Genomic DNA, 13,092 nt, shown 5'->3' with positions numbered 1-13,092 from the left:
CGGAGGCCCCCGCAGCGAGGATCACCGCGGCGCTGTGCGAGCTCATGCGCCGACCTCGTGGATGCGCCCCTCGGCGTCGCGCAGGCGACCGCCCGGATGTCCGCGCCGGACGGCGACGAGCTCGGCCATGATGGAGAGCGCCGTCTCCTCGGAGGTCAGCCCGCCCAGGTCCAGTCCGATCGGCGCGCTGATGCGGGCCAGGTCGTCGTCGGTCAGCCCGCGAGCGAGCAGCCGCTCCCGACGGCCGGCCTGCGCGAGCCGGGATCCCATCGCCCCGATGTAGCCGGCGTCGGAGGCGAGGGCGATCTGCAACGCGGCGTCGTCGAGCTTGGGGTCGTGGGTGAGGACCACGATCGACGTCGCGCGATCGATCCCGCCCAGGTCCGCGAAGGCCTCGGCCGGCCACTTCGCGACCACGCGCTCGGCGTCCGGGAAGCGCTCGGGCGTGGCGAACCGCTCGCGCGGGTCCACGACGAACGGACGCCAGCGAGCCGCCCTGGCCAGGGTGCACAGCGCCGCCGAGTGGTCGACCGCGCCGAAGATGATCACGCGCGGCGACGGCGCCGTCGCGTCGACGAACACCTCGACATCCTCGACCGTCCGGCGTTCGGACCGCTCGGCCCACATCAGCTCCCGCGCGTGCTCCGCGGCGCCGTCGTCGAGCGCGGCGGTCCCGAGCGAACCCGTCCGGATGCCCTCGGCGTCCACGAGCATCCTGCCGCCGCCATCGAGCCGCGTCACGAGGGCCCCCCGGCCGTCCGCGCGCGCCAGCGCGGCGAACGCCTCGCCCTCCGGCCCGTCCGGTCGGTCGATCCACACGTCGATCTCTCCTCCGCAGGGCAGCCCGACGTCCCACGCCTCGTCATCGGAGATCCCGAAGTGCAGCATCCTCGGCTCGCCGCCCTCGAGCACCTCCTCCGCGGCCACCACCACCGCGCCTTCCACGCACCCTCCGCTGACGGCGCCCGCGACCGACCCGTCCTGCGCGAGCGCCATCTTCGCGCCGGGCGGCCTCGGCGCCGAGCGCTTGACGCCGACGACCGTGGCGATCGCGGTCCGCGCGTTGCCGGCGGCGCGCCAGCGATCCAGCTGCTCGACGACGTCCCTCATGACGTTGGTCCTCCTCCGTGCTGATCGAGCCGCCCGGACAGCAGCGCGGCGAGCTCGGCGATCCCGCCGAGGGAGTTGCCCGGGATGAAGTGATCGGTGTGCGGCAGGGCGGCGGCCATGCCCGCGGCGAGGGGCTCGTAGCCCGGCGCCGCCTTGAGCGGGTTGAGCCAGATGACCCGATGGGCACTGCGGCGCAGCCGGGCCATCTCGTCCGCCAGCAGGCCGGGGTCGCCGCGATCCCACCCGTCGGAGAGGATCACGACGACAGCGCCCCGCCCGAGCCTCCGGCCGTGCTCGCGGTTGAGCGCCGACAACGACGCGCCGATCCGGGTGCCGCCGGCCCAGTCGTCCACCGCCGCCGCGGCGCGGGCGAGCGCAGCGTCCGGATCGCGCGCCCGCAGCTCGAGCGTCAACCGGGTGAGCCGCGTGCCGAACGCGAAGACCTCCACGCGCGAGCGCGCGACGACCGCGGCCTGCGCGTACTGCAGCAGCATCCGCGCGTACGGCGCCATCGAACCGGACACGTCGACGAGCAGGACCAGCGGTCGCGACGTCTCGGTCGGTGCCCTGCGTGCGAGGTGCAGGGGCTCCCCGCCGGTCCGCAGCGCGTCCCTCAGGGTCCCGGGCACGTCCATGCGCGGATGACGGGCGCCGCGGGAGCGCACCGGTCGCGTCCGCCGTCCGATGCGGGTCGGCCCGTGGCGCGCCAGCTCGCGCAGCACGGCGCGGGCGGCGGCGCGCTCGGCGTCCGAGTACTCCGCGAAGTCCTTGTCGTGAAGAAGTTCGACATCGCTGTAGGCGGCCGGGACCACCACGGGCTCGACGCCCGACGTCCGGGGTGCGGCAGGTGCGTCGGGAGCCGCGACGCGAGGGAGGGCCAGCGCCGAGCCGCCCCCGAGGTCGACCGGTCCGATCCGCGCGTCGGGTTCGGCCGTCCCGTACACCTCGGTGAAGGCGGCGTCGAACAGCGGCAGGTCGGCCGGCCGTGAGCACAGCACGGCGCGCAGGGCGAGGCGCACCGCCTCGCGAGAGCCGGCGTCCACGGCGTCGAGCGCGCGGGTGGCCGTCACCAGCTCCCCGCTTCCCACCCGGACCCCGCGGGCCCGCAGGGCCGTCGCGAGCGCGGTCAGGCGCGTGATGACGGCGTCGCCGTGACCCGGCCCCTCAGACACCGTCCAGCACCCCCAGCTCGCGGATGCGGTCGAGGTCCTCGCGCACCTTCAGGGCCGCGCCGAGGGCGTCGTCGGGCGCGGCGTCCTCGCCCAGCGCCCCGAGGGCGCGCGCCCATGCGATGGTCTCGCCCACTCCGGGTTGCTTGTAGAGGTCCTCGTCGCGCAGGCGGGCGACCGCGGAGCACACCCGGCGCGCCACGCCCTCGGCGACATCGGGGGCGCGGACGCGGACGACCTCGAGCTCCCGTTCGGGCGTCGGGTAGTCGATCCAGTGGTACAGGCACCTGCGCTTGAGCGCGTCGTGCAGCTCCCGGGTGCGGTTGGAGGTCAGGATCACCAGCGGCGGGCTCGTGGCCCGGACGGTCCCGAGCTCCGGGATCGAGACCGCGAAGTCCGACAGCAGCTCCAGCAGGAACGCCTCGAAGGCGTCGTCGGCGCGGTCGATCTCGTCGATGAGCAGGACGACGTCGCCCTCGGCCCGCAACGCGTGCAGCAGCGGGCGCTCGAGCAGGAAGCGCTCCGACCAGAGATCGACGTCGCCGCCCTGCGCGCCCTCCGAGGCCCGCAGCGCCAGCAGCTGCCGCGCGTGATCCCAGTCGTAGAGGGCGTGGTGGACGTCGATCCCCTCGTGGCACTGCAGCCGGACCAGCTCCGCGCCGGTCGCGGCCGCCAGCGCCCGGGCGACCTCGGTCTTGCCGACCCCGGCCTCCCCCTCGAGCAGCAGCGGCAGCTCGAGCGTCCTCGCGAGGTGCACGCTCGTCGCCAGGGCCCGGTCGGCCAGGTACCCCTGACCGGCGAGTGCCTGGACGACGGCGTCGACCCCGGTGTCGGTCATGCTGGTCGGGGCCTCACCTCGCGCGCCGCCCTCAGAGTCCCGCAGCTTCTGTGAGCGCCTGCTTGGTCAGCACGCGCGCGAGGTGTCGCTTGTAGTCGGCCGACGCGTTGCGGTCCGCCGGCGGCTCGGTCCCCTCGGCCGCCTGCTCGGCCGCCGCGGCGATGGACGACGCGTCGAGGGCGCCTCCCCGCAGTGCCGCCTCGGTGGCACTCGCCCGCAGCGGCGTCGAGCCCATGTTGGTGAACGCCACGCGCGCGTCCTCGCAGGATCCGTCGGCGCCCTGCTTGACCAGCGCGACCACGCCGACCATCGCCCAGTCCTCGGCGCGGCGGGTGAACTTGCGGTACCCCCAGCCGTAGCCGTCGAGCGCGGGCATCCGCACCTCGGTCAGGACCTCGACCGGGTCCAGCGCGGTGGTCAGGTAGTCCTGGAACAGGTCGGCGGCCGCGATCTCGCGGGTCCCGTCCGGCCCGGTCGCGGTGACCGAGCCCTCGGCGGCGACCAGCGCCGTCGGCAGGTCCGACGCGGAGTCACCGTGGGCCAGCGACCCGCCGATCGTGCCGCGGTTGCGGACCTGCTGATCGGCGATCAGCGTGGCGACCCGCTGCAGGAGCCCCAGCTCGTCGCTGTTCTGCAGCTCGACGTGGCGGGTCATCGCCCCGATCTTCCAGTGCCCGTTCTCCCGCTGGATGCCGCCGAGCCCGGGCACCGCCGCCAGGTCGACCAGCAACGCCGGCGCGGCGAGCCGCAGCTTCATGAGCGGGATCAGCGAGTGCCCGCCGGCGAGCAGCTTCGCGTCCTCGCCGCCGTCGCGCAGCGCGCCGAGCGCCTCCTCGAGGGACGTCGGCCGGGTGTAGTCGAACGCCGCGGGGATCATGCGGCACCGCCCTTCGCGTCGTTCATGGCTCGCCAGATCCGCTCCGGGAAGAGCGGCATCTGCAGGTAGGTCACGCCGACCGGCCGCAGGGCGTCGACGACCGCGTTCAGCACCGCCGGCGTCGCGGCGATCGTGCCGGCCTCGCCGACCCCCTTCACCCCGAGGGTGTTCACGGGCGACGGCGTCTCGGTCCTGTCGGTCTCGAACGACGGCAGCTCGGCCGCCGTCGGGAGCGCGTAGTCCACGAACGTGCCGGTCACGAGCTGACCGTCCTCGTCGTAGGCGACCTGCTCGTAGAGCGCCTGCCCGATCGCGTGGGCGATGCCGCCGTGCACCTGGCCGTCGATCAGCATCGGGTTGATCGCGGGACCGCAGTCGTCGACCGCGATGTGGCGGACCACCCTGACCTTGCCGGTCTCCTCCTCCACGTCGACGATGCACGCGTGCGCCCCGAAGGGGAACACGAAGTTCTGCGGGTCGTAGAACGACGTCTCCTCCAGGGCGGGCTCCATGCCCTCGGGCAGCAGCTCGGGTCGCACGTGAGCCATGCCCGCGACCTCGGCGAGGGCCATGCCCTTGTCCGGCGAGCCCTTCACGACGAACTTGCCGTCCTGCACGACGATGTCCTCGGCGCTGGCCTCCAGCGTGTGCGCGACGATCTCGCGGACCTTCTTGGCGACCTTCTCCGCCGCGCGGGAGATCGACTCGGTGCCGACCGCGGTCGACCGCGACCCGTACGTCCCCAGGCCCATCGCGCCCGTACCGGTGTCGCCGTGGATGATCTCGACGTTCTCGGGATCCACGCCGAGCTGGTCGGCGACGACCTGCGCCATCGTCGTCTCGTGACCCTGCCCGTGCGGGGAGGTGCCGGTGTAGACGGTGACGGCTCCGGTCACCGTGACCCGGACGATCGCCGACTCCCACAGCCCGGCCTGCAGGCCGAAGCCCGCCGGGCCGGTGATCCGCGACGGCGCCAGCCCGCAGATCTCCGTGTAGGTGGAGAAGCCGATCCCGCGCAGGATGCCCTGCTCGCGCAACGCGGCCTTCGACGCCTCGACCTCGGCCACGTCGACGTGCTCGAGCAGCTTGTCGAGCGCGCCCGCGTAGTCGCCGGAGTCGTAGACGATGCCGACGGCGGTCTCCGCCGGGAAGTTCTCCTTCGGGATGAAGTTCTTGCGGCGCAGCTCGAGGCGGTCCATGCCCAGCTCGGCCGCGAGCTGATCCATGCAGACCTCGATCATGTGCGTGGCCTCGGGCCGTCCGGCTCCGCGGATCGCGTCGGTCGCGCACGTGTTGGTGTAGGCGCCGACGATGTCGGTCTGCACCGCGGGCATGTCGTAGACGCCGTTCATCACGAACGCGCCGAGCGACGGGATCGTCGGCGTGAGCAGCATCAGGTACGCGCCGAGGTCCTGCGTGATCTTCACGTGGAACGCCGTGATCCTGCCGTCGTTCGTCGCACCCATGCGGATGTCGGCGGTCTGGGCGCGGCCGTGGTGGCACACCGCCATGTGCTCCGAGCGGGTCTCGATCCACTTGACCGGCCGCTGCAGCTTGCGCGAGACCCAGGAGAAGAGGGCCTCCTCCCCGGTCATCTGGAGCTTGGCGCCGAAGCCGCCGCCGACCTCCGGGGCGATGACCCGCACGCGCTCCTCGCTCATGCCGAGCATGAGGCCCAGGAACAGCCGCACGAAGTGCGGGACCTGCGTGGAGGTGTGGATCGTCAGGTGGCCGGCGCGGTAGTCCGCCACGAGCCCGCGCGGCTCGATCGGCGCGCCCGAGATGCGGTGGTTCTCGACGGTGCGCTCGATGATGACGTCGGCCGCCGCGAACCCCGCTTCGAGGTCGCCGCCGCCGAGGGACCACTCGTGGCTCTGGTTGGTCCCGAGCGACTCGTGGACGAGGGGGCTGCCGTCGGCGAGCGCCGCGCGCGCGTCGGTCACGGCGGGCAGCGGCTCGTACTCGACGAAGACGTCCTCGGCAGCGTCGAACGCCGCGCCGCGGTCCTCGCAGACGACGACCGCGACCGGGTCCCCGACGTGCTTGACGGCGTCGCGGGCCAGCGGCCAGTGCTCCACCTGCTTCACCTCGACGCCCTCGGGCGCCCAGGCACACGGAAGCGGTGAGGCCAGGTCGGTCATGTCGGCGCCGGTGAACACCGCGACCACGTCGTCACGCGCCTCCGCGGCGCTCGTGTCGATGCTGACGATCCTCGCGTGGGCCTCCGGCGAGCGCACGACGACCGCGTGGAGCATCCCGGGCAACGTGATGTCGTCGACGTAGGTGGCGCGCCCGGTGATGAGCCGCGGGTCCTCCTTGCGACGCAGCGGCTTGCCGACGTGTCCGCCGGCGGCGTGGGACTGCTCGACGAGGCTCATGCCGAGACTCCTTGGGACGCGGCTTCCTGCACGGCGGCCACGATGTTGTGGTAGCCGGTGCAGCGGCAGAGGTTGCCCTCCAGACCCGTCCGGATCTCCTCCTCGGTCGGGTTGGCGTTGCGTGCGAGCAGGTCCGCGGCGGCCATGATCATCCCTGGCGTGCAGTAGCCGCACTGCAGTCCGTGCTTGGCCCAGAACGCCTCCTGCAGGGGATGCAGGTCGCCCTCGCTCCCGAGTCCCTCGATCGTGACGACCTCGCTGTCCTGCGCCTGGACCGCGAGGACGGTGCAGCTCTTGCAGGACTCGCCGTCGAGGTGGACGGTGCAGGCGCCGCAGTTGCCGGTGTCGCACCCGACGTGCGTGCCGGTCAGCCCGAGGTCGTCCCGAAGCATGTGGACGAGCAGCGTCCGGGGTTCGACCGCGACCGTCCGTCGCTGTCCGTTGACGGTGACGTCGACATCGACCTTCGTGGTGGTACCCACGTGCGTCTCCTCGTTCGGTTCTCGGACCCTTCGTCCGACCCTACGCCTGCCGCGGAGCGCGATGCAAGCGCCGGGCCGCCAACCCGACGAACGTCGCCATCGGTCGTAATTCCTGAGCGACGTTCGTCGGGTTCGCGCAACTCTTCCGGCCCTTCGGGGTTGAGTTGGTGTGCGCCTACGTCTCCTGTCCTTGCCCATCGCGACGCTGGTCCTGGCTGCGCTCCTGATGCCCGCCTCGCCGGCGACGGCTTCGACCAAGACGATCCGGGTCGGCATCGCCAACCAGGACACGTCGATGTTCGACTCGCCCTACTTCAAGCCGACGAAGGTGAAGCGGACGCGCTACGTGGTCCGCTGGGACGCCGCGAGGCTCCCGGAGGAGCTCAAGCGTCTCGACGCGTTCGTGAACCGTGCGCGCAAGAGCAAGGTCAAGGTGCTCCTGCACATCTCGACCAACAACTTCGCCCGCCGCAAGGGCGAGCTGCCCTCCCGCAAGAAGTACAAGAAGTACGTCGGCAAGCTCATCTCGCGCTACTACCGCAAGGGCGTGCGCGACTGGGGCACGTGGAACGAGGCCAACGACAGCACGCAGCCGACCTACAACAACCCCAAGCGCGCCGCCGACTACTTCAAGGACATGTACGGCATGCTGGACAACAAGAACCGCTGCGGCCGGCGCCTGACCCGCAAGTGCAACATCGTCGCGCTCGACCTGCTGGACGGCCGTACCTCCAAGAACCACCGCTCGACCGCGCGGTACGTGCAGCGGTTCTACAAGCGCCTGAGCAAGACGTGGGACCGGCGCGCCCGGACCGTGGGTCTGCACAACTACTCCGACACCAACCGCAAGTCCACCAGGGGCACACGCAGCGCCATCAAGGCCGTCAAGAAGTACGTGAAGAACCCCAACATCTGGCTGACCGAGACCGGCGGGATCGTGAAGCTCGGCAAGGGCTTCCCGTGCGACCCGAACAACCCGGCGAGCGTCAAGCGGGCCGAGCGCAAGGCCGACAGCGCGATCGCGTGGATGTTCCGGATCGCCAACCGGTACAAGCGCGACATCGACCGCATCTACGTGTACCAGTGGACCGGCACGAGCTGTCTCGACGAGCGCTACGACTACGGCCTCGTGCGTGCCGACGGCAGCCGCCGGGCCGGCTACTACGAGGTCCGCAACACCATCCGGAAGAAGAAGCTCTTCAAGCCGTAGGGGACCGAGTGGGCCCGCGACGGCGCGGTGGCGATGCGGTCACCGCGCCGTGTAGGCCCACGCGGCGCGGACCGCGGGTCGGTCAGACCTGCGAGGGCGCCGGGACGTGGGCAGCGGCCGCGGCCTTCGGCCCGAGCGTGGACGCCGGGTCGAGCCGACGCTGCTCGTCGATCCAGTCGTCGAGCACCTGCCACACGCCGTAGAGCCAGGTGACGAGCTCGTCGCGGTCGGTCGGGACCTCGTCGGCCGGGTAGCGCCAGAACTTGATCCTGATCGTGCGGTCGACCAGACGGCCGGACCAGATGTCGCCCACCGTCTCGAACCCGTCGAAGCCGGTGTGCCCGACGACGACGACGTCCGCCCCCCGGGCCTCGTCGAGCAGGGCGACCGGCCCGCCGAGACGTGGCGGCAGGACCCAGCGAAGCCGGGACGCCAGCTCACCCACGAGCGGGTCGGCCTCCCGCAGCTTCTCCTGCGCGCGTGCGAGCTTCGGCGCGGTCCAGCGCGTGCCCTCGGGGAAGATCAGCGCTCCCTCGAGCGGTCCGGTGAGCCCCTCCGCCAGCGTGCGGACGTTGGCGATCTCGGTCAGCGCGTCGTCGGAGGCCCGCTTGACGAAGCAGGTCGGCACCCAGTGCCCGCCCCAGTCCAGCGTCGGGAGCGCCTGCAGCTCGTGCTTGAGCACGTAGCGCAGCTCGAGGTCGCGGCCGCGGGAGACGAAGGCGGCCGGCAGCGCGTTGTCGATGATCGACGCGTGACGGACCAGGTACACCGCGGGCCCGGGCGTGATGAGGTCCTCCCCCTCGATCTCGACCTTCAGACCGAAGATCCGGCGCACCCCGTCCATGTGCCCCCCGGCCCACATCGACTGGAGCCTCCACACCATCCGGCGACGGCGCTGCGAGTCGCGGCTGAAGGGCCCGCCCGTCAGCAGCCAGGTGACCGCCAGCCCCGTGAGGCCGCGGACCTCGCCGGCCAGGAACCACCACGCCATGAGCACCAGCCGTGTCCCCGTCCAGGGCGTGCGGCGCACGGCGGCGCGGACCGCATCCACCACGAGGGCGACGACGAGCAGCACCGGCAGCAGCACGGTCCACAGGACGAACAGGAGCCCCTCGACGGCGATCGTCCGCCCGTTGCGCAGCAGGCGCTTGGGCGTGGGCGTGTCGGACGGCAGGAGACGCATGAGGCCGACGACACTACCCCCGTGGGGACGCGGGCGCGCTCCCACGAGCCCGTCGTCGGGGTGGCCGTGCGGTGAACGTGTCCCGTTCGCGCAAGTCCCGGGCTCCCCGTTCGTCTGCACTGGCATGGTCCTGTCCCGCACCATCGAACGCGCCGCGATCGCCGGCGCCGCGATCTGCGCCCTCGCGCTGCCGTCCCACGCCTCGGCCTCCGGCGTCACGACGCACGCGTTCATGGCCGAGCGAGCGATCCCGTTCGTGTCCGAGCCGCGCCTGCGGGACCTGCTCGCGTCGCACGTGAACGAGGTCCTGGCAGGCGCGCACTACCCGGATGCGGGGTACGGCTCGTCGAGCTACCCGGGCGGCGACTTCGGCGAGGTCACCCACTGGGAGCGCTTCGTCAACGCCTACGCGGCGCACCTGCGCGGGCGCGCGGACTGCGCCCCCCTCGACGACCCCTCCGGACCGTGCGCCTCGCAGGTCGCGCACCTCATGGGCGTGGCGGCGCACGGCATGGGCGACGAGATGTGGGACTGGCTGTTCGAGCCGCAGATGGCCGACTACGGCGAGTCCCCCGTCCACCCGTTCTACCGTGCCGGCCTGCCGGGCTCCGCCGAGCTCGGCTCGGTCCCTCCCGGCTCGCTGATCAACACGCCCGAGTTCGCGATGGACAACATCGCGCTGGCCGAGTACGGGCGCGCGCCCAAGATCCCGACGTACCTCCCGCCCGTGGACGATCTCCTCCCCACCTACCGCTCGATCGGCCGTACGGACATCACCGAGGACGGCATCTACGCCGGACACGCCCTGATCACCGCCGCGCTGACGGGGGAGCGGATGGGCCTCGCGGCGGAGTACCCGAGGGTGAAGCTCACGATGCCACGCTCGGCCGCCGCCTACCTCGAGGGCGCCGGCGGGGTGATCGACACCGCCCAGGCGATCGGCGGCTACTACGACAACGTGTGGGCGAAGCTGACGACCGACGGCCATCCTGCGCCACGCATCGTGAACGTCAACCCGAAGCCGGGGGCGGACACGGTGAAGCTCGACTGGCTGCCGGTGCGCGCGTCGCCAGGGCCGGTCGGCGGCGGGGCGGCCGACCGGATCATCGCCGTCCTGGCGAACTCGCTCGACGTGTCGAGCATCACCCCCGACACCTTCTACCTCCTCGACGGGGACGGACGGCGGGTCGCGCCCGCCCCCGGGTTCCCGAAGCCGGGCCCGTACGGCGGGGGCGACGGCACGCACTCGATGATGTTCTATCCGGCCGAGAACCTCGTGCCGTGCACGCGGTACACCGCGGTCGTGAGCGACGGGGTCCGCGACCATGCGGGCGCATCCCTGACCGCGCCCGGGTCGTGGAGCTTCACGACCCGCGCCGCCGGCACCGACCCCTGCCCCGAGCCGAAGGACGACGATCCGATCGAGGATCCGGTGGAGGAGGAGCCCGTCAAGGACCCGCCCCCGGAGGAGCCACCGGTGAAGGACCCGCCGGCGCAGGATCCGCCCGCCCAGGGCCCGCCCGCGTCGGGCGGTGGCGGGACCGGGGCCGACTCGTCGAACGACCTGGCGGGTGCGTCGGTCGAGCCGGGGCCGCAGAGCGTCGACACCCAGGTCGCCGCGGGTTCGGACGGCCACCTGCACCCGATCACCACAGGCTCGACGGTCGCGATCCGTCACGCCGCGCTGTCCACGAAGGGCCGCGTGCGCATCCGGGTGAGCTGCCTGGGCCCGGACCCCTGTCCCGGGCGCATGGCGGCGACCGCGACGTCCGGCAGGCTCGTGTTCTCGCTCGGGGGCTCCCGGTTCCGCATCCCGACCTACGGCACCCAGACGCTGTACCTGAAGCTCTCCACGAGCGCGCGGCGCACGCTGATCCGACGGCGCAAGCTCGTCGTGCAGGTGCGGGCGCACGTCATCGACGCCGCCGGTCCGGGCGTCAAGACGGTCCGCAGGTACACGCTGCGGACGCGGATCCCACGGCGCGCCGCGGGCGGGCGGTAGGCCGCCGGGCGGGCCGCACCCGGGTCGGCCGACCGCAGCCGCGGGACGTCCGGGGCGGGACCGTCGGGACCCGCCGGCGGCAAGATAGCCTCGGCGCCCATGACCGATCTCGCCGCCGTTGTCCGCGACCTCATGCCGACCGTGCGCGCCGACCTCGAGCGCCTCGTCCGCATCCCGTCCATCGCGTTCCCCGGCTATCCGCCCGAGCCGGTGGCGGATGCGGCACAGGCGACGGTCGGGATCCTCACCGCTGCGGGCGCTCCGGCCGAACTGCTCGAGGTCCCCGGTGCCCCGCCCGCCGTCTGGGCGCAGATCGACGGCCCGCCGGATGCCCCGACGGTGCTCATGTACGCCCACTACGACGTGCAGCCTGCGGGCGACCCGGAGGCGTGGGACTCCCCGCCCTACGAACCGACCGAACGCGCCGGACGCCTCTACGGCCGGGGGACGGCGGACGACAAGTGCGGCGTCGCCGTCATCTCCGGCGCCCTGCGGGCCTTCGGCGGGCAACCGCCCGTCACCGTGAAGATCGTCATCGAGGGTGAGGAGGAGACCGGCGGCGGCACCTTCATGAGCTACGTCGCCGAGCACCCGGACCGGTTCGCGGCCGACGTGGTCGTCGTCGCCGACGGCGGCAACTGGAAGGTCGGTGAGCCGACCCTGACCACGACGCTCCGGGGACTCTGCGTCGTCGACGTCGTCGTCGAGACCCTCGAGGGCCCGGCGCACTCGGGTCTGTACGGCGGCGCGGCCCCCGACGCGCTGATCGCCCTGTCGCGGATGCTCGCGACCCTGCACGACGAGCAGGGCGACGTCGCCGTCGAGGGCCTGGCGCGCTCGACGTGGGAAGGACGGCCGGTCCAGGACGAGGTCCTGCGGGCCTCCGGTCGCGTCCTGGACGGCGTCTCCCTGATCGGCAGTGGCTCGCTGGCCGAGCGGCTGTACACCCGGCCGTCCATCACCGCGATCGGCATGGACGTCCCGGGGACAGCGGGAGCGACGAACGCCATCGTGCCCCGCGCGACTGCGCGGCTGAGCGCCCGCCTCGCCCCCCAGGAGGACCCGTCACGCGCGCAGCAGGCCATCATCGATCACCTGCTCCGGGTCGCACCGTGGGGCGTGCGGGTGACCTGCACGCCCGGGGAGACGGCGTCCGGTGCCGTGCTCGCCGCCGACGGACCGGGCGCCGACGCGGCGCGGCGGGCCATGGCCCGCGCCTACGGCAAGGAAGCCGTCGCGGTCGGCAGCGGTGGGGCGATCCCGTTGTGCGTGACCCTCGCGCAGGTGCTGCCCGACGCCGACATCGTGCTGTGGGGGGCGTGCGACGACGCCGCCCAGATCCACGCCGCGAACGAGAGCGTCGACCTGGGCGATCTCGAACGCGCGACGCTCGCCCAGGCCCTGCTGCTCACCGAACTGGCGTCGTCCGCCTGACGACGCCCCCGGCTGCGGACAGCCCTACTTCAGGCCGGCGAGCTTCAGGTAGCTGCGAGCCCGCGCGGGCGTCTTCGCCACCGACGTCGAGGTGACGCCGATCCAGGCGACGCGGCCCTTCTTGACCCCGAACAGGAACATCGCGCCCTTGCCGAGCTTGCGGGCCCGGATGTTCTTGCCGTAGGAGATGGTCTTGCCCTTGAGCTTGCTGGCCTTCGCCCCGATCGCGACGCCCGAGGCCCTGTGCCCCTTCGCGGTCGACGTGATGAGGCCGACGCGCCCGCGGGTCGTGAACACCGCGCGCACCCGTGCCTTGGTGTTCTTCGCTCCGGCAACGCCGTAGGTGAAGACCCGGCCCTTGCGCTGCTTCGGCTGCCCGGCCCGCCGCAGCAGTCTGGTCCACGTGTCG

11 protein-coding genes are annotated in these 13,092 nt (G+C 72.7%); 3 read left to right on the top strand and 8 right to left on the bottom strand.

Annotated elements, in window-relative coordinates:
- Positions 1-42: 42 nt before the first annotated feature.
- From ABYE80_RS09165 to ABYE80_RS09140, 6 genes are read right to left on the bottom strand one after another with little or no spacing between them, the layout of a single operon-like run.
- The gene (locus ABYE80_RS09165) at positions 43-1,110 is read right to left on the bottom strand and encodes an XdhC family protein (RefSeq protein ID WP_372789973.1); all 1,068 of its coding nucleotides are present in this window, start codon (positions 1,108-1,110) and stop codon (positions 43-45) included.
- The gene (locus ABYE80_RS09160; protein ID WP_372789972.1) at positions 1,107-2,282 is read right to left on the bottom strand and encodes a VWA domain-containing protein; all 1,176 of its coding nucleotides are present in this window, start codon (positions 2,280-2,282) and stop codon (positions 1,107-1,109) included. The genes ABYE80_RS09165 and ABYE80_RS09160 overlap by 4 nt, the downstream gene beginning before the upstream one ends.
- Positions 2,275-3,117 (bottom strand): AAA family ATPase, encoded by an 843-nt coding sequence (locus ABYE80_RS09155; RefSeq protein WP_372789971.1) that lies wholly within the window; start codon positions 3,115-3,117, stop codon positions 2,275-2,277. The genes ABYE80_RS09160 and ABYE80_RS09155 overlap by 8 nt, the downstream gene beginning before the upstream one ends.
- A 31-nt stretch (positions 3,118-3,148) precedes the next feature.
- Entirely contained in the window at positions 3,149-3,994 is an 846-nt protein-coding gene (locus ABYE80_RS09150) for a xanthine dehydrogenase family protein subunit M (protein ID WP_372789970.1), read from the bottom strand.
- Complete coding sequence (locus ABYE80_RS09145) at positions 3,991-6,372, bottom strand: xanthine dehydrogenase family protein molybdopterin-binding subunit (protein WP_372789969.1); 2,382 nt, start codon at positions 6,370-6,372, stop codon at positions 3,991-3,993. Before ABYE80_RS09145 ends, ABYE80_RS09150 begins: the two co-directional genes overlap by 4 nt.
- Positions 6,369-6,854, bottom strand: a complete 486-nt coding sequence (locus ABYE80_RS09140; protein WP_372789968.1) for a (2Fe-2S)-binding protein — start codon at positions 6,852-6,854, stop codon at positions 6,369-6,371. Before ABYE80_RS09140 ends, ABYE80_RS09145 begins: the two co-directional genes overlap by 4 nt.
- Before the next feature lie 190 nt (positions 6,855-7,044).
- Between ABYE80_RS09140 and ABYE80_RS09135 the strand changes: the two genes are divergently transcribed.
- Positions 7,045-8,064 carry a hypothetical protein gene (locus ABYE80_RS09135; RefSeq protein ID WP_372789967.1) on the top strand — a complete coding sequence of 340 codons (1,020 nt, stop codon included), beginning with the start codon at positions 7,045-7,047 and terminating at the stop codon, positions 8,062-8,064.
- A gap of 82 nt (positions 8,065-8,146) precedes the next feature.
- Here the strand turns inward: ABYE80_RS09135 and ABYE80_RS09130 are convergent, their stop codons facing one another.
- Positions 8,147-9,247, bottom strand: a complete 1,101-nt coding sequence (locus ABYE80_RS09130; RefSeq protein ID WP_372789966.1) for a 1-acyl-sn-glycerol-3-phosphate acyltransferase — start codon at positions 9,245-9,247, stop codon at positions 8,147-8,149.
- A gap of 124 nt (positions 9,248-9,371) precedes the next feature.
- On the opposite strand from ABYE80_RS09130, the gene ABYE80_RS09125 reads away from it, so the two are divergent.
- Together ABYE80_RS09125 and ABYE80_RS09120 are read left to right on the top strand one after the other, a co-directional pair.
- On the top strand, positions 9,372-11,249 hold the full coding sequence (locus tag ABYE80_RS09125; protein ID WP_372789965.1) for an Ig-like domain-containing protein: 1,878 nt from the start codon (positions 9,372-9,374) through the stop codon (positions 11,247-11,249).
- Between the two features lie 99 nt (positions 11,250-11,348).
- On the top strand, positions 11,349-12,683 hold the full coding sequence (locus ABYE80_RS09120) for a M20/M25/M40 family metallo-hydrolase (protein ID WP_372789964.1): 1,335 nt from the start codon (positions 11,349-11,351) through the stop codon (positions 12,681-12,683).
- Positions 12,684-12,707: 24 nt separating this feature from the next.
- Here ABYE80_RS09120 and ABYE80_RS09115 read toward each other — a convergent pair.
- Positions 12,708-13,092, bottom strand: a 385-nt coding sequence (locus ABYE80_RS09115) for a hypothetical protein (protein WP_372789963.1), incomplete at its 5' end; no start/stop codon positions are given.

The sequence above is a fragment of the Paraconexibacter sp. genome (assembly GCF_041602235.1).
In the GTDB taxonomy this organism is placed as follows: Bacteria; Actinomycetota; Thermoleophilia; order Solirubrobacterales; family Solirubrobacteraceae; genus Paraconexibacter.
Note: the sequence above shows the minus strand (reverse complement) of the source record. Positions and strands in the feature narration are given on the sequence as shown.

What these genes read in the sequence shown, in the direction of transcription:
- ABYE80_RS09165 (WP_372789973.1), bottom strand. Translation starts at nt 1,110, where the DNA reads ATGAGGGACGTCGTCGAGCAGCTGGATCGCTGGCGCGCCGCCGGCAAC.
- ABYE80_RS09155 (WP_372789971.1), bottom strand. Translation starts at nt 3,117, where the DNA reads ATGACCGACACCGGGGTCGACGCCGTCGTCCAGGCACTCGCCGGTCAG.
- ABYE80_RS09150 (WP_372789970.1), bottom strand. Translation starts at nt 3,994, where the DNA reads ATGATCCCCGCGGCGTTCGACTACACCCGGCCGACGTCCCTCGAGGAG.
- ABYE80_RS09145 (WP_372789969.1), bottom strand. Translation starts at nt 6,372, where the DNA reads ATGAGCCTCGTCGAGCAGTCCCACGCCGCCGGCGGACACGTCGGCAAG.
- ABYE80_RS09130 (WP_372789966.1), bottom strand. Translation starts at nt 9,247, where the DNA reads ATGCGTCTCCTGCCGTCCGACACGCCCACGCCCAAGCGCCTGCTGCGC.
- ABYE80_RS09125 (WP_372789965.1), top strand. Translation starts at nt 9,372, where the DNA reads ATGGTCCTGTCCCGCACCATCGAACGCGCCGCGATCGCCGGCGCCGCG.
- ABYE80_RS09120 (WP_372789964.1), top strand. Translation starts at nt 11,349, where the DNA reads ATGACCGATCTCGCCGCCGTTGTCCGCGACCTCATGCCGACCGTGCGC.